Source organism: Streptacidiphilus sp. PAMC 29251 (genome assembly GCF_054208735.2).
Genome location: NZ_CM135725.2, coordinates 3,010,720 through 3,025,263, shown reverse-complemented (window position 1 = coordinate 3,025,263; position 14,544 = coordinate 3,010,720). Strand labels below are relative to the sequence as shown.

At 68.3% G+C, this 14,544-nt stretch carries 13 protein-coding genes and 2 pseudogenes; 6 read left to right on the top strand and 9 right to left on the bottom strand.

Features of this window, described 5'->3' with window-relative positions:
- Positions 1–29 precede the first annotated feature (29 nt).
- Complete coding sequence (locus ACXKR8_RS14150; protein ID WP_458273265.1) at positions 30–1,787, bottom strand: NAD+ synthase; 1,758 nt, start codon at positions 1,785–1,787, stop codon at positions 30–32.
- Positions 1,788–1,941: 154 nt separating this feature from the next.
- On the opposite strand from ACXKR8_RS14150, the gene ACXKR8_RS14145 reads away from it, so the two are divergent.
- From ACXKR8_RS14145 to ACXKR8_RS14135, 3 genes are all read left to right on the top strand, one after another.
- Positions 1,942–3,039 carry an SPFH domain-containing protein gene (locus ACXKR8_RS14145; RefSeq protein ID WP_458273264.1) on the top strand — a complete coding sequence of 366 codons (1,098 nt, stop codon included), beginning with the start codon at positions 1,942–1,944 and terminating at the stop codon, positions 3,037–3,039.
- Positions 3,036–4,082: a C40 family peptidase gene (locus tag ACXKR8_RS14140; RefSeq protein ID WP_458273263.1), complete on the top strand. Its 1,047-nt coding sequence runs from the start codon at positions 3,036–3,038 to the stop codon at positions 4,080–4,082. The genes ACXKR8_RS14145 and ACXKR8_RS14140 overlap by 4 nt, the downstream gene beginning before the upstream one ends.
- A 160-nt stretch (positions 4,083–4,242) precedes the next feature.
- Entirely contained in the window at positions 4,243–5,604 is a 1,362-nt protein-coding gene (locus ACXKR8_RS14135) for a glutamine synthetase family protein (RefSeq protein WP_458273262.1), read from the top strand.
- 183 nt (positions 5,605–5,787) lie between these two features.
- On the opposite strand, the gene ACXKR8_RS14130 is transcribed toward ACXKR8_RS14135, so the two are convergent.
- The 4 genes from ACXKR8_RS14130 to ACXKR8_RS14115 all read right to left on the bottom strand — a co-directional run bounded on the left by ACXKR8_RS14130 (position 5,788) and on the right by ACXKR8_RS14115 (position 9,130).
- Positions 5,788–6,099 (bottom strand): hypothetical protein, encoded by a 312-nt coding sequence (locus tag ACXKR8_RS14130; RefSeq protein WP_458273261.1) that lies wholly within the window; start codon positions 6,097–6,099, stop codon positions 5,788–5,790.
- Positions 6,100–6,567: 468 nt separating this feature from the next.
- Positions 6,568–7,395 (bottom strand): transposase, encoded by an 828-nt coding sequence (locus ACXKR8_RS14125; RefSeq protein WP_462099892.1) that lies wholly within the window; start codon positions 7,393–7,395, stop codon positions 6,568–6,570.
- 204 nt (positions 7,396–7,599) lie between these two features.
- Entirely contained in the window at positions 7,600–7,998 is a 399-nt protein-coding gene (locus ACXKR8_RS14120) for a transposase (protein ID WP_458266979.1), read from the bottom strand.
- Positions 7,999–8,275: 277 nt separating this feature from the next.
- The gene (locus ACXKR8_RS14115) at positions 8,276–9,130 is read right to left on the bottom strand and encodes a TRADD-N-associated membrane domain-containing protein (RefSeq protein ID WP_458273260.1); all 855 of its coding nucleotides are present in this window, start codon (positions 9,128–9,130) and stop codon (positions 8,276–8,278) included.
- A 185-nt stretch (positions 9,131–9,315) separates the two neighbouring features.
- Between ACXKR8_RS14115 and ACXKR8_RS14110 the strand changes: the two genes are divergently transcribed.
- The gene (locus ACXKR8_RS14110; RefSeq protein WP_458273259.1) at positions 9,316–9,522 is read left to right on the top strand and encodes an Imm32 family immunity protein; all 207 of its coding nucleotides are present in this window, start codon (positions 9,316–9,318) and stop codon (positions 9,520–9,522) included.
- Between the two features lie 176 nt (positions 9,523–9,698).
- Here ACXKR8_RS14110 and ACXKR8_RS14105 read toward each other — a convergent pair whose 3' ends face one another.
- Positions 9,699–10,415 carry a Uma2 family endonuclease gene (locus ACXKR8_RS14105; protein ID WP_458274980.1) on the bottom strand — a complete coding sequence of 239 codons (717 nt, stop codon included), beginning with the start codon at positions 10,413–10,415 and terminating at the stop codon, positions 9,699–9,701.
- 365 nt (positions 10,416–10,780) lie between these two features.
- Between ACXKR8_RS14105 and ACXKR8_RS14100 the strand changes: the two are divergent.
- Together ACXKR8_RS14100 and ACXKR8_RS14095 are read left to right on the top strand one after the other, a co-directional pair.
- Positions 10,781–11,848 (top strand): annotated as a pseudogene (locus ACXKR8_RS14100) (ISL3 family transposase); the annotation flags it as partial.
- A 49-nt stretch (positions 11,849–11,897) separates the two neighbouring features.
- Positions 11,898–12,068 (top strand): annotated as a pseudogene (locus tag ACXKR8_RS14095) (transposase); the annotation flags it as partial.
- On the opposite strand, the gene ACXKR8_RS14090 reads toward ACXKR8_RS14095, so the two are convergent.
- The 3 genes from ACXKR8_RS14090 to ACXKR8_RS14080 all read right to left on the bottom strand — a co-directional run bounded on the left by ACXKR8_RS14090 (position 12,059) and on the right by ACXKR8_RS14080 (position 14,449).
- Entirely contained in the window at positions 12,059–12,574 is a 516-nt protein-coding gene (locus ACXKR8_RS14090; RefSeq protein ID WP_458273258.1) for a PIN domain-containing protein, read from the bottom strand. The pseudogene ACXKR8_RS14095 and the gene ACXKR8_RS14090 overlap by 10 nt on opposite strands.
- A 57-nt stretch (positions 12,575–12,631) precedes the next feature.
- Complete coding sequence (locus tag ACXKR8_RS14085; protein ID WP_458273257.1) at positions 12,632–13,081, bottom strand: helix-turn-helix domain-containing protein; 450 nt, start codon at positions 13,079–13,081, stop codon at positions 12,632–12,634.
- Positions 13,082–13,171: 90 nt separating this feature from the next.
- On the bottom strand, positions 13,172–14,449 hold the full coding sequence (locus tag ACXKR8_RS14080; RefSeq protein WP_458273256.1) for an acyltransferase family protein: 1,278 nt from the start codon (positions 14,447–14,449) through the stop codon (positions 13,172–13,174).
- Positions 14,450–14,544 lie beyond the last annotated feature (95 nt).

Genomic DNA, 14,544 nt, shown 5'->3' with positions numbered 1-14,544 from the left:
GGCCGGTGTGGGCGGCGACCGGTGACGGGTCAGGGCGCCTCGCGCCAGCGGTTGGTGATGGGCTGGCGGCGGTCGCGGCCGAAGTTCTTGGACGAGATCTTGGTGCCCGGCGGGTACTGCCGGCGCTTGTACTCGGCGGTGTCGACCAGTCGGACCACCCGGTCCACCACCGCCGGGTCGTAGCCCTCGGCGAGGATCTGGGCCCGGCCGAGGTCCCGTTCGATGTAGGCGGTGAGCACCGCGTCCAGCAGGTCGTAGTCCGGCAGCGAGTCGGTGTCCACCTGCCCCGGGCGCAGCTCGGCGCTCGGCGGCTTGAGGATGGTGTTCTCCGGGATCGGCGGGGTCTCGCCGCGCTCGACCGCCGCCTGGTTGCGCCAGGTCGCCAGCCGGAAGATCAGCGTCTTGTAGACGTCCTTGATCGGCCCGTACGCGCCCACCGAGTCCCCGTAGAGGGTGGAGTAGCCGACGGCCAGCTCGCTCTTGTTGCCGGGGGCCAGCACCAGGTGGTTCTCCTGGTTGGAGATCGCCATCAGCATGGTGCCGCGCAGCCGGGACTGCAGGTTCTCCTCGGCCAGGCCGGTCAGCCCCAGCGCGCCCATGTAGGCGTCGAACATCGGCGCGATCGACACCGTGCGGAAGTGCAGCCCGGTGCGCCGGGCCAGCTCGGCGGCGTCGTCCCGGGAGTGCTGCGAGGAGTAGGCGCTGGGCATCGACACGCAGTGCACGTTCTCGGCGCCGACGGCGTCCACCGCCAGCGCCGCGACCAGCGCCGAGTCGATGCCGCCGGAGAGGCCGATCAGCGCCGACTTGAAGCCGTTCTTCTGGATGTAGGCGCGCAGCCCGACGACCAGGGCGCCGTAGATCTCCTCCTCCTCGCCGAGACGGGGAGCCTGACCCGGCGTCACCCGTTCGGCGGGTTCCGGCAGCGGTTCCTCGGAGAGCACGGTGTGCACGATCTCCAGGCCGTCCGCGACGAAGCGGCTGCCCTGGGCCGGCTCGGTGGCCTGCGGCAGTTCCAGGTCGACCAGCATGCAGCCCTCCTCGAACTGCGGGGCCCGCGCCAGCACCTCGCCGGCGGCGGTGACCACGGCCGAGTCGCCGTCGAACACCAGCTCGTCCTGGCCGCCGACCTGGTTGACGTAGGCCAGGGTGCAGCCGGCCTCGGCGGCGCGCTTCTGGATCAGCTCCAGCCTGGAGTCGTCCTTGTTCGCCTCGTAGGGGGAGGCGTTGACCACCATCAGCAGCCCGGCCCCGGCCTGGCGCGCGGCCTGCACCCGGCCGCCGTCCTGCCAGATGTCCTCGCAGATGGCGAAGGCCACGTCCACGCCGTGCAGCCGGACCACGGGCAGGGTGTCGCCGGGCACGAAGTAGCGGAACTCGTCGAACACGCCGTAGTTGGGCAGGTGGTGCTTGGCCATCCGGGTGACCACCTTGCCGCCGTGCAGCAGCGCCGCGCAGTTCTGCGGCGAGCCGACCGGCAGGCCCAGCTTGGGCGAGGAGGTGGTGGACCGGCCCAGGTAGCCGACCACCACGGCGGTGGAGCCGAGGCCCTCGGCCTCCAGCCGCTGGGCGAGGTTCAGCAGCGCGGCCCGGGAGGCGTCCACGAAGGAGGGACGCAGGGCCAGGTCCTCGACCGGGTAGCCGGTCAGCGCCATCTCCGGGAAGGCCACCAGGTCGGCGCCCTGCTCGGCGGCGTGCCTGGTCCAGCGGAGGACGAGGTCGCCGTTCCCGGCGATGTCGCCGACGGTGGTGTCGATCTGGTTCAGCGCGATGCGTAGGTAGGCCACGGACCCAGCCTAATCGTCTAACCGACGCTATGGGGGTTCGGGGTGGGCCGGACGAGGGGACACCCTTAATAGACGGCAATCTCCTGCTTTTGACTATTTGTCGGATATAAAGATACGTTCAGTCAGGAACGCGCCCCAGAGGGAGACCATCCACGTGGATCAGCGCAGCACGCCCGCCGGAGCCAGCCCCGTCAGCCACCCCGCCAACACCGTTGGCCGATCCGCCGCCAGCACGTCCGCCAGCACGTCCGTCCGCCGTCCGCCGCGTGGGGACGCCGAGCTGAGGGAGCGTCCGGCCCGCTTCGTCCTCCCCGGCTGGGCCGGGCTGCTCACCGCGGCCGCGGCCGTGGCCGGCGCCGTCCTGGTGCAACTGCGGCGGGGGACGCTGCCGCACGCCTGGCCGCTGCTCGGCGGCTGCGCCCTGGTCGGCGTGGTCGCGGTGCTGGGGCTGATGGCCAACCCGGTCGGCACGGCACGGGTGCTCAGCCGCTGGGGCGGCTACCGGGGCACGGTCCGGCGGACCGGCCTGGTCTGGGTGAACCCGCTGCTCAGGCGGCGTGCGGTGGACGTACGGGTGCGCCACTGGCGCAGCGAGCCGATCGCCGCCACCGACCGCGAGGGCTCCCCGGTCCAGGCCGAGGTGCTGCTGGTCTGGGCCGTCCGCGACACCGCGCGGGCCCAGTTCGCGGTCCAGGACCACCGCGCCTACCTGGCCGCCGCGACCGAGGCCGCGCTGCGCCGGGTCACCTCGACGCTGCCCTGCGACAGCTTCGCCAGCCCGGGCCCGTGCCTCCGGGACGGGCAGTGGCTGGACGGCGAGCTCACCCGGCTGCTGACCGCCGAGGCGGCGCCGGTCGGCATCTCGGTCTACTCCGCGCAGGCCGTCGCCCTCGACTACACCGGGGAGTTCGGCCGGGCCCTGCGCCGTCGCCGGCTGGCCGAGCTGGACGCGGGCACCCGTGAGGTGATCGTCGGCGACGCGCTGGAGACCGCGGCGCTGGCCGTGTCCCGGCTGGAGCACACCCAGGGTGTCCACTTCGACGGCGAGGCCAGGACCGGTCTGGTCCGCGACCTGGTCACGGCCTTCCTCACGCTGCCGGCGGTCAGTACCCCGGCCGAGGTGCTGCCGCCGCAGAGCCAGACCACTCCCACCCCCGCTCCCACCCCCGCTCCCGCTCCCGCCGCCACCCCCGTCACCGCCGCCGCCAAGGTCCCTGCGACCGCATCGTTGAACGGAGCACGCGAGGTATGACCACTGCCTTCATAGAACTCGACGCCCTGGCGGTGGGGACCGCGGCCTGCCGCTGCACCCACTGCACCGCGACCGCCGCCGCGGCGGCCGCACCCGCCGCGAAGCGGCATCCGCACCCGTACCCGTACCCGCGCCATCCGCTGGTCCGCGCCGCGGCGACCAGCGCGCTGGTCGCCGTCAGCGGCACCGTCGCCGGGACCGGAGCCAGCCTGGCCACCGCGTCCGGCGCGAGCGCGCTGGCGGCGCCGACCCGCCCCGGCTGGGACGGCCACCGCTACTGGTTCCGCTCCAACGGCGCATGGCGCTGGACCAGCCACTACGACATCTACCTGCAGCATGTGACGCCGAGCGGGTCGACGGCGAAGCCGACGCCGGTGTCCAAGCCGCCGACGACGCCGAAGCCGCCGCCCGCGCCGACCGGTGCGGCCCCGCTGCGGCAGGGCTGGGACGGGACGCGCTACTGGTTCCAGCGGGCCAGTGACAAGGAGTGGCGCTGGACCACCCACTACGACGTCTACCTCCGGTACACCAAGGGCTCCGCGGCCGCGCCGACCCCGACGCCCAAGCCGCTGCCGAAGCCCCCGCCGGTCGGCCCCAACCCGCCAGGTCCCACGGGGCCTTCGGGTCCGTCCGCACCGTCCGCCCCGTCGAAGCCCCCGACGACCGTGCCCTCGGGCTCGATCGAGACCGCCCTCGCCTTCGCCTCGGCGCAGCTGGGCAAGCCCTACGTCTGGGGCGGCAACGGCCCCAACGGCTACGACTGCTCGGGCCTGGTCCAGCAGGCCTTCCTCCGGGCCGGGGTGCAGCTGCCGCGGGTGGCCGCCGACCAGTTCACCGCCACCCTCCCGATCACCGCGAGTGACCTGCGCCGGGGCGACCTGCTGTTCTGGTCCACCAGCAGCCGCGCGTCCGGGATCCACCACGTCGCGCTCTACCTCGGTGACGGTCGGTATATCGAGGCGCCCCGCCCCGGCATCGACGTCCGGGTGTCCGTGCTGTCCACCGGCTACTGGCCCACCCACTTCGGCCGCGTCGTCAGCTGAGCCGCACGGTCGGGGCTCGCACGGGGGTCCGTATGCGGACTTTTTCTTCGCGCCGAATCTGCGATGATGCGACCAGCGGACAAGTCAGCGCGCGGAGTGCTGCCCCTGGTGGCCGCTTTCACGTAACGTAATCGTAAAGAGCAGAGGTGAGACTGTCGCCATGGGCAAGCAGCAGGAGTTTGTTCTCCGCACACTCGAAGAGCGCGACATCCGGTTCGTCCGACTGTGGTTCACGGACGTCCTCGGGTTTCTGAAGTCCGTCGCCGTGGCTCCCGCCGAGCTCGACCAGGCCTTCGAAGAGGGCATCGGCTTCGACGGCTCCGCGATCGAGGGCTTCGCCCGGGTCTACGAGTCGGACATGCTGGCCAAGCCGGACCCGGCGACGTTCCAGATACTCCCGTGGCGCTCGGAGTCCCCGGGCACGGCCCGGATGTTCTGCGACATCCTGATGCCGGACGGCTCCCCGTCGTACGCGGACCCGCGCTACGTGCTGAAGCGGACGCTGGAGAAGTGCGCCGCGCTGGGCTTCACCTTCTACACCCACCCCGAGATCGAGTTCTTCCTGTTGAAGGACCTCCCGGGCGACGGCACCGTGCCCACCCCGGCGGACCAGTCCGGCTACTTCGACCACACCCCGCGCGGCGTCGGCCACGACTTCCGCCGGCAGGCGATCACCATGCTGGAGTCGATGGGCATCTCGGTGGAGTTCAGCCACCACGAGGGCGCCCCCGGCCAGCAGGAGATCGACCTCCGCTACGCGGACGCGCTGTCCACCGCCGACAACATCATGACCTTCCGCTCGGTCATGAAGGAGGTCGCGCTGGAGCAGGGCGTGCACGCCAGCTTCATGCCCAAGCCGTTCTCGCAGTACCCGGGTTCGGGCATGCACACCCACCTGTCCCTGTTCGAGGGCGACCGCAACGCCTTCCACGAGGCGGGCGCGGAGTTCCAACTGTCCAAGATCGGCCGCTCCTTCATCGCCGGGCTGCTCGCGCACTCCGCCGAGATCGCCGCGATCACCAACCAGTGGGTCAACTCCTACAAGCGGATCTGGGGCGGCTCGCAGCGCTCGGCCGGCGCCGGCGGCGAGGCCCCCTCGTACATCTGCTGGGGCCACAACAACCGCTCCGCGCTGGTCCGGGTGCCGATGTACAAGCCCAGCAAGCAGGGTTCGACCCGGGTCGAGATCCGCTCGCTGGACACCGGCTGCAACCCCTACCTGGCCTACTCCGTCATCCTGGCGGCCGGCCTCAAGGGCGTCGCCGACAACCTCGAACTCCCCCCCGGCGCGGACGACGACGTCTGGGCCCTCAGCAGCATGGAACGCCGCGCGATGGGGATCGAACCCCTCCCGCAGAACCTCGGCGAGGCCATCGACCTGATGCAGAACAGCGAGCTGGTCCAGGAGACCCTCGGCGAGCACGTCTTCGACTTCTTCCTGCGCAACAAGCGCCAGGAGTGGGAGGAGTACCGCCAGGAGGTCAGCGCCTACGAGCTGAGGAAGAACCTCCCGGTGCTGTAGCCGCAGGTCACGCGCTTGACGGCTGACGCGTGAAGCCCGGCACCAGTGGAGTGATTCACTGGTGCCGGGCTTCTTGATTCCCTCTGGGCCGCCTACGGGCCGTCGTGGTTCCTGCGGAGCCGCAGGAGACCGGCCAGGGCCTGTATCTGGCGAGAGCGCGCCACCCCGCTGCGCTGAACGGCGTCAGTCGTGCTTGGCCAACGAAACTATGGATATCAAGATCACTATCCCGCTTGCTATCACGATGGAAGCCCCAAAGAGTTTGATTTTCAGGTGACTTGGCGCTGATTGGCCGCCGATAGCCAGGTTGCCACTTCCGAGCATGCGCCTCTCTGCGCCTCTCTTCGAGTTAGTGATGATTCGGTCACGGTAGTTGCGGAGATTGAGCCAGAGAGCCATCCCACAGCCAACGCCGGCGACGCCGAGCAGGATCAAGAAGACGTAGACCCCGGTAGGTGAGTAGGTGTCGGCCGTTTCGGCAGCGATCAAGAACATGGCGTGGAGCATCCCAGACTTCGCCCACCCTGTCACGCGCAGTTGTGGTCTGGAACTACGCTGCCCGATGGCAACTGATGCAGGAGCAGTTCTGAGGCACGACGTCGGGGCTGCCATGGGGCCGTGCGAGGTCGGTCAACAGCGCACGGTGAGGTGGCTTGTCAGTGCCCCTTGGTAGCTTGCGCCGCACTGTCCGTTCAGATTGGTCGAGGAAGGCAGGCTGCCGTGGGCGCATCCAGCTGGAACTACTACGTCCCCTACCAGGAGGATCTGGAGGCCGACTACAACACTGTCTAGCCGGTGTCGGTCGACGAGGCTCGCCAGAGTGCCGGCACCGACCAGTTGACGCGAGAACACGTGGATGTGATCGTGCCGCTTGCCAGCGAGCGCTGGTTTGGCAGGTGCGCCGTCCTGCACAACTCCGAGGGCGAGCCGGAACGTGTCAAGTCAAATGAGACGTTCGTACGGTTATGCGCTCTGTTGTGCTGATTCGGGTTCTCTGCGTTTGGCGGGGTCGTTGATCCACGCCTGATCGGGGATCTTGGGCGGGCGGGGGCGGCGGGCGAAGCGTTCGGGGTGGCGGGCGTATGCCTCGTTGAGCGTGACGGCGCGCTGGTCCTGGACTTGGCCGGCGGTGCCGAAGTGCACGGACGCAGGCGTGTGCAGCCCGATGCCCGAATGGCGATGCTCATGGTTGTAATAGGCAATGAATGAGTCGAACCACTCGCGTGCGTGGTTCAGGGAGTCGAACCGCGCCGGGTAGTCGGCCATGTACTTCGTGGTTTTGAACTGGCTTTCGCTGTACGGGTTGTCATTCGAGACCTTGGGGCGCGAGTGCGAGCGCGTCACGCCCAGATCGATGAGCAACTGCGAGACTTTCTTGCTGGTCATCGAGGTGCCGCGGTCCGCGTGCAGGTGCTCGGGGGCGATGCCGTTGCGTTCGACGGTCTCGCTGATCAACTCCTCGGCGCGCTCGGCCGATTCGGCCATCTCCACGGTGTAGCCGACGACGTAGCGGCTGAAGATGTCGATGATGACGTAGGCGTGGTACCAGATGCCCTTGTCTGGTCCGGCCAGTTTGGTGATGTCCCAACTGAAGACCTGCGAGGGGGCGGTGGCCACGAGTTCGGGGATGGACTTGGCGGCGTGGGTGGCCTGGCGGCGGCGCTCGCCGGTCTGGCCCTGGGCCTCCAGGATCCGGTACATCGTGCGCACTGAGCAGTAGTAGCGGCCCTCGTCCAGTTCGCGCGCCCAGATCTGGGCAGGTGCCAGTTCGGCATAGGCCGGGCTGTTCATCAGTGCCAGGATCCGCGCGCGCTCCGCCGGAGCCAGAGCTGAGGGCGGCGAGGGGCGCGGAGCGCGCTCGCGCGGCGGGGGCGGGTTTGAGCCGACGGTAGTGCGTGGCCCGTGAGCGACCGGTCAGCCGGCAGGCCGCAGTGGTGTTCAACTCCCGCTCCAGCGACTGGAAGAGCTCGTCGGCGACCTGCTCGGCCTCGGCTTTCAGCCCGCACTCTTGGAGAGCAGTTCCAAGAGTGCGGAAGCTTTTCCCAGCAGCTCCAGGGCGGCGTCCTTCTGCGCCAGCTCCCGTTCCACGACGGCCAGCCTCTTGCGCAGCCGCTCGGCCTCGGCTGCTTCGGCGGGCCTCTTGGGGCGTGCGGGCGAGGTCCGCCGGTCGGCGAGCGTGGCCATCGCTCCGGCGTCTCGCGCGGCCCGCCACTCGATGATGTGCGAGTGGTACAACCGCTCGCGGCGCAGGACCGCGCCCTTCTCCCCGCTGGGGGCGGCATCGTACTCAGCGACGATCCGCAGCTTGTATTCCGCCGTGAACGTGCGCCGCTTCGGCCGCGGGGCCGGGTCGGGCTCGGGGGCTGTGCGTGAGGTGGTGGTATTGGAAGCCATGCCGGGAATCTCCTGTCTCGCCCATCCAGACTAACCCGGACGAACCGGACGTCTCAGTCGAGACTGTCAGAGAGGGAGCCGACCGAGATCCTTTTCTGGGGATATTCAGGCGACTGACGAGCCGATCCAACGCATCGCTCGCCGTCTTGGAGCCGTGCGAGGCATCAGACCTTCGGCTCGTGGGTCGACACGCCGACCTGGCCGACCTGGCCGGTCTGTCGCCGGATTGGCATGGGCTGCACCAAGTTGCCATCGGGTTCCACAGCGGTGCCCGCCCCTAACTTTCAGAACGAGGTTCCGATTCTTGTGCGGTCGATTCTGTTGCTGGCGAGCTCAGGGCGGATCGGGCCTGTTCGACTGAAAACCCAGAAAGCATGACAGCTTGAACAAGGTGCTCGACCGACTGCGTCCGCTGTGCCTCTGGAAGGCGGCTCACCAGACGCTCGGCCAGCAAGTAGCGGAAGGTTTCCTGCGGCTGATCGAAATACGACCGCATGTGGTTCGCTGTCGTCTCTTGCAAACGCAAGAACGTACGTCCTATGTACGCAGCCAGCCCAGCCCCTACGGTGCCAATCACACCAAGAACGATGCTGGAGGAGGTGGAAAGCGTGGTTTTCCAAGCTGCGATGGCAGCCGTGCCGGCCACGATGATGAATCCGCCGAATATGGCCCACTGGGCATTGCGGAAACTCTGATCAGCCTGACGGTAGGCGCGTTCATGATAGCCGCGTAGGCGCTCGTTGGTCAGGGCCCAGATCTCTGCGTGCTGCGGATCGCCTTGCGCGATCAACTCTGCTTGCCGAGAGACAATTTCGACGTCATGGTCGAGCTGTCGCTGCCGGGCATCGAATTTTGCACGTTGACCGTTGCGAGACGTCAGCAAGAACCCGCCCGCAAGCAGGAATATCAGCGTTGGCAGGAAGAAGGGGGACAGTCGACTGACTACTTCTCCGCTCACATCATAGAAGTAAAAGCCGCGAAACGGCCACCACAAGATCACCATGAGAGCGAGGAGCAACAAAGAAAGCCCGAATGATGCGACCGCCAAGAGCCCGAAGAAACGGACGCGCTGATGTTCGGGAGAATGTAACCATGCTTCAGGGCTTGATGGGGTCGAGGCGGTGATAGACAACGCTGGCTCCTCTAGCATAGCCCCATACTACGAGCAGCAGCCTGCCCTGATGTCTAACTCAGGTGAATCGCTGACCCCAGTGGACTCGTTGACCAGGACGGGGCCTCAACGACCGAACCGCCGGTAGTTCGCATCGAGGGGCAAGGCAGCGCGAAATCGAAAGCGCCTTGAGTTAGCGTATCGGCATGGAGGAACCCCGGATCAAGGTGTACGGCTCGGCCAACGAAGTGACGATCTCCGGCAACGTGGCGGGCCTTCGATGGCTCGCTGAGCAACTCGACGATCTGACCTCGCCCGAGCTACACAACGGCTACCACATGCATCTGGACCCAGGGGTCAATCTTGAGGACGGAACTGTCAGCTTGATCCTGGCGCGAGACGAGGAACTCTAGGACGCCCGCACCGGAATCAGCGGTGAGCCACCGTTCATCCTGACCACTCTTCAGCGGTCGGTCGCAGTCTGTCGCACGCGCTCCACACAATACCCAGGTCGGCGACCTGGGCCATCGTCGGTGACCGCTGGCTGATCCGGGGCGATGGTGTGGGCTGACCGCCGAGGCCCCACCGATCAGGGCTTCGGGTGGCCGGCCATGACGGTCGGTCCGTAGAGCTCCAGGGTGTCGGTGCGGAGCATCCAGGGGTCGATGTGCACGGTGTCGCCGAAGCGGTGGGGCTGCAGACGGCCGTAGTGGCCGGCGGCGGTCACCTCGTCGTGGACGAGGATCGTGCCGTCGCGCGGATCGATGATCACGTAGATCGGGATCTGCATCCGCGCGTAGTCGACCACTTTGTCCTTGTGGTCGTTCTCCGGGTTCGAGGGCGACACGATCTCGAACCCGGCGTGGACATCCTGGGTGGACAACGCCTTCTCGTCCGCTTTCAGCGCCTCCGCGTCGACGACGGCGACGTCCGGGGTCCGCCTGATGCCGTGGACCCGATCCGTGATGTCGGGCTCGGCGGCGGCGATCAGTTCGTCGGGGATCTGGTGGATGAGCTGGACCTGGACCCGGTTGGCGTTGAATCCGTGCCGAGTCGACGGCGACATCATCATGACGATCTCACCGCGACTGATCTCGATCTTGCTGATGAGCGGCGGAGGTTCTCCGCCAGCTCTTCGGCGATGCGAAGGAGGTGGGTGAAGTCCGGACTGGTCATGTCGAAAGTCTATGGAGCGGTTTCCGCGCCGTGAGACGGACGGTGCTGGGGCCGAAGAAGAATCGGCCGGTTGAGGGCCGTTGCAGGACCAATGTGTACTCAGTCCGCTGTGCAGGCTGAGGCGACCCATTCGTGCGGCTGGCCGGGCCGCGACGCGATCATCTCGAAGTCGCCAGTCGAGCCGCCCGTGGTGTTCCATCGTGGGGAGGCTTAGCTGCCTGGGTCGAGGGCATGGAGGATCAGGTCGGCGAACGCGGGTAGCCCCGCTTTGGTGGGTCTTCAAACTTGATGGGCCGTCAGCGGCTTGAGCCAATTGACTGTCACGTTGGGTGACGATGCCGGGTGTGGTGTGCCCCGGATGCAAGGAGCCCGCAGGGATTGGTGATCATGGTTCTTGTCTAGAGAAACCGATCACGAACACCTGCGGGCTCGAACATCAACGATACCTGTGCCGATACGGACGCGACACTGCTGCTGGGCCTGGAGGGGCTGGGGGTGATCAAGGTGGAGGAGGTCGGGCCGGCTCTCGTCGTGCACGTGGCGACGGTGGACGAGGGTGCGCGGGCATGCCCGGAGTGCGGAGTGCTCTCCACGACGAGGAAGGGCCCACGTCTCACCCGCCCCCGCCAACTTCCTTACGGTGGACGACGTGTGGATCTGCACTGGCACAAGTCCCGTTGGTTCTGCGCGGAACCGCTGTGCCCGCGCGGCTCGTTCACCGAGCAGGTCCGCGAGGTGCCAGCGGGGGCCCGGCTGACCCGCGCGCTGCGGCGCGAGGCCGGACGCGTGGTGGCCGACGACGGCCGCACGGTCGTACAGGCCGGCCGTGACCTGGGCATCTCCTGGCCCACTGCCCAAGCTGCCTTCGAACAGTACGCCGAGCTCGTCCTGCCTGATCAGCCGCCCGTGACCGAGGCCGTCGGCATCGACGAGACCCGCAGGGGCAAGCCGGTCTGGCGGGAGAACCCCGAAACGGGCACATGGGAACTGGTCGCCGACGCCTGGCATATCGGCTTCGTCGACGCGGTCGGCGGCCAGGGCCTGCTCGGGCAGGTCGAGGGCCGCAACGCCGCCTCCGTCGCCGCCTGGCTCACCCTCCAGCCCGAGACCTGGAAACAGCGGGTCAGGTACGTGGCCATCGACCTGTGCGCCACCTTCCGCGCCGCCGTGCGCACCGCCCTGCCCCACGCCCGAATCGTCGTGGACTGCTTCCACGTCGTCCAGCTCGCCCAGCGCCACCTGGCCGACCTGCGCCGCCGCCTCACCTGGAGGCACCACGGCCGCCGCGCCCGCAAGGGCGACCCCGTCTGGAGCGTCCGCAAGCTCCTGCGCCGCAACAAGGAAGACCTCACCACCACAGAACTGGCCACGCTTGCCGACGAGTTGACCGATATGGGTACCTACGGCAAGCAGATCCTCGACGGCTGGCGTGCCAAGGAGCTCCTGCGCGACCTGCTGCGGCTCACCGCCAAGCACGCCCACGTCCTTCCCGACCGCTCCGCGGTCTCCGCCGCCCGCTACCGCTTCCAGGCCTTCTGTGCCGACCGCCCCTACCTGGTCGAACTGGTCACCCTCGCCGAAACCGTCGACCAGTGGTGGCACGGCATCGAGAAACTACATCAAAACCGGCATAACGAACGCCGCATCCGAAGGCAACAACCGCGTGATCAAGCTCGAAGCCCGCAAGGCCTACGGCTTCCGAAACCGCCGGAGCCAACGCCTGCGATCACACTGCGCAACCACCCGAAGGGCACGCGGAAAGCTGACGACCCATCAACTTTGATGACCCGCTTTGGTGAGGCGGTTGAGGGCTTCGCGGACTGTTGTCGGTGGATTGCGCTTTTCTGAGGCCAGCCTGATTACGGTGTCGGATACCTCGTCTGGCAGTTCGCGATAGAGCTCGCACAGGTAAGTGTCGGGGTCCAGTACGCGCAGTCCGAGGTCGGCCAGGGCGGCAGCAGGGAAGTCGGCGAGATTCCAGGTGATGAGCGCTTCGGCCCTGGCGGCCAAGGCCGCAGCCGTGTGGTGGCGATCGTCAGGGTCGTCGCCCGGCATTTGCTCCACAAGGTGGGCGTATGCCGTCTCTGGGATCTCGGAGTCGGCGAAGAATTGGCGGATCGCTCGGGTGACGGCCGCGGCCGACGCGGTGGAGCGGTGCTGTTCGCGGATAATCACCCGTTCCCACTCCGAGAGCAGGCGTTCCGACCAGACGATCTCATGGATGGAGTCCTCGGTAAGAGCCAGCATCAGATCCATCACGGAGAACGGGAAGAGGACATTGGTGTCCACGAAAACCCGCATCAGTACCGGCTCCCCCTTGAACGTTCGGTGCTGTCTTGGTCGGGATCAGTACGGCAGGCCGGCTTCTTCGATGGTGTCGGCGATTTTCCTGCGGCCCTCGCGGCGTTGGTCGCGACGGGCTTGAAAGGTCAGCACGTCGGCCAGGCGAACGACCCGGTGTCGGCTGCCGGGGAGGTAGGTCGACGGGATGTCGCCGGAGTCGAGCAGGCGGACGACGAAAGGTCGGGACAGACCCAGCATCTCAGCGGCTTCAGCCGGGGTCAGCTCGGTCTCGGAGGCCAGCACGGTCACCGCGTGCCCACGTGCCAACTGGCCTGCCGAGGCGATCAGGATCTCAATGAGCTCGGCGGGAAGAATTTGCTCGCTCCCGTCCGCCGATCGCAGTATCACCTTGACCTCGCTTGCCGTCAGCCGACTGGTCGCGGTCAGTTCTGCCTGATGGGACGGGTGCGGATCGACCTTGGTGGCTTCCGCAAGGACACTGCTGCGCGCCATGTGTCAGCCTCCAGCTTCATTCCTGCGGGGCAGTCTATATCTGAAATAAATGTAACCTGCTGAGCTGGGCTCTGCAAGCTGTGGACGTGGTCAGCGTCGCTGGGGCTGGGGGTTGCCGGCGGGCGTCGGCTCGGGGGTGGGGGACGGGGTGCGGGCACCGGGAAGTAGGGGGTGTGGGCGTGGGGGTGGGGTGTAGCGGCCGGGGCCGCGGGTGCGGAGGTGGGCTTCCAGGGGGCGTTCTACGTAGGTGTAGAGGACGCCGGCGAGGGCCAGGCTGACGGCCAGGACCAGGAGCCAGCCGGCGAGGGTGGGCCAGAGGCCGCGTGGGGGGCCGAGGGTGGCGAGGATGGCTCGCATGCAGGTCTGGTGGATCAGGTACCAGGCGAAGGACCAGTGGCCGAGCCGCCGCATCCACGGGCCGCCCAGGCGGCCGGTGCGGCCGTCGGCGTCGCGGGCGGCGGCTGCGGCGATCAGGGCGGCGAAGAGCGGGGCCACCAGCAACTGGGAGGCGCTGTACGGGCCGTACCAGCGGGAGTCGGGGACGGCGTGGTGCCAGGGGATCAGCGCCAGGTGCCAGAGCAGCAGGCCGGCCACGGCCGCGCCGACCGGCAGCCTGAGGCGGAGGCCGCGGCGGACGGCGAGGCCGGTGACCGCACCGAGCAGGAACTGCGGGGTGCGGAAGAGCGGGAAGTAGTCGAGCAGCCAGCCGCGGTCGGCGGCGGGCACGACCGGTCCGATGCCCAGCCACAGCAGCAGCCCGCAGCCGGCGGCGAGGATGCCCACCGCTGCGAGGGCGCGGTTGCCGCGGCGCAGCAGGAACGGCAGTAGCAGCGGGAGCAGCAGGTAGAACCAGGCCTCGGCGCTGAGGGACCAGGCGGCCGGGTTGCCTGCCGTCGCGGTGGTCCTGCTCCAGGCCTGGAGCAGGGGGAGGGACAGCAGGGTGGCTCGGAGGGGTACGGCCGCACCGAGGGCCAGGGTCAGCCCCACCGCGAGGCCGGTCGCCAGCAGGTGCAGGGGACCGATCCGGACCAGGCGGCGCCAGTAGAACACCGTCGCCGGGAGGCCCCCGCCCGGGGAGGACCAGGTGCCCGGGGAGGACCAGGTGTCCGCGTAGGACCAGGCCAGGACGAAGCCGGAGAGGACGAAGAAGAAGGTCACCCCGTCCCGGCCGTACCAGACCAGCGGGCTGATCCAGGGCAGCGGCCGGTACTCCCGGCTCAGGTGGTAGAGCACCACCAGCAGCGCCGCCCAGAACCGCAGCCCGGTCAGCGAGGGCAGCCGGTCGCGTTGCGGGGCGGTGGTACGGGCGGCATGACGGGGGGTGGCACGGGCGGCGGGATGAACGGCGGTACGGGCGGTCGTCTCCACGTGGTGACAACGCCGCGGCGGGAGCGGGGTCACGGGGCCGCGCGGGGAAGAACGCCGAAGAGGCCGCAGTAGCCGAAGTAGCCGAAGTAGCCGAA

What these genes read in the sequence shown, in the direction of transcription:
- ACXKR8_RS14105 (WP_458274980.1), bottom strand. Translation starts at nt 10,415, where the DNA reads ATGGGTCGCCTCAGCCTGCACAGCGGACTGAGTACACATTGGTCCTGC.
- ACXKR8_RS14130 (WP_458273261.1), bottom strand. Translation starts at nt 6,099, where the DNA reads ATGTTCTTGATCGCTGCCGAAACGGCCGACACCTACTCACCTACCGGG.
- ACXKR8_RS14085 (WP_458273257.1), bottom strand. Translation starts at nt 13,081, where the DNA reads ATGGCGCGCAGCAGTGTCCTTGCGGAAGCCACCAAGGTCGATCCGCAC.
- ACXKR8_RS14125 (WP_462099892.1), bottom strand. Translation starts at nt 7,395, where the DNA reads ATGAACAGCCCGGCCTATGCCGAACTGGCACCTGCCCAGATCTGGGCG.
- ACXKR8_RS14140 (WP_458273263.1), top strand. Translation starts at nt 3,036, where the DNA reads ATGACCACTGCCTTCATAGAACTCGACGCCCTGGCGGTGGGGACCGCG.
- ACXKR8_RS14110 (WP_458273259.1), top strand. Translation starts at nt 9,316, where the DNA reads ATGGAGGAACCCCGGATCAAGGTGTACGGCTCGGCCAACGAAGTGACG.
- ACXKR8_RS14120 (WP_458266979.1), bottom strand. Translation starts at nt 7,998, where the DNA reads ATGGCTTCCAATACCACCACCTCACGCACAGCCCCCGAGCCCGACCCG.
- ACXKR8_RS14135 (WP_458273262.1), top strand. Translation starts at nt 4,243, where the DNA reads ATGGGCAAGCAGCAGGAGTTTGTTCTCCGCACACTCGAAGAGCGCGAC.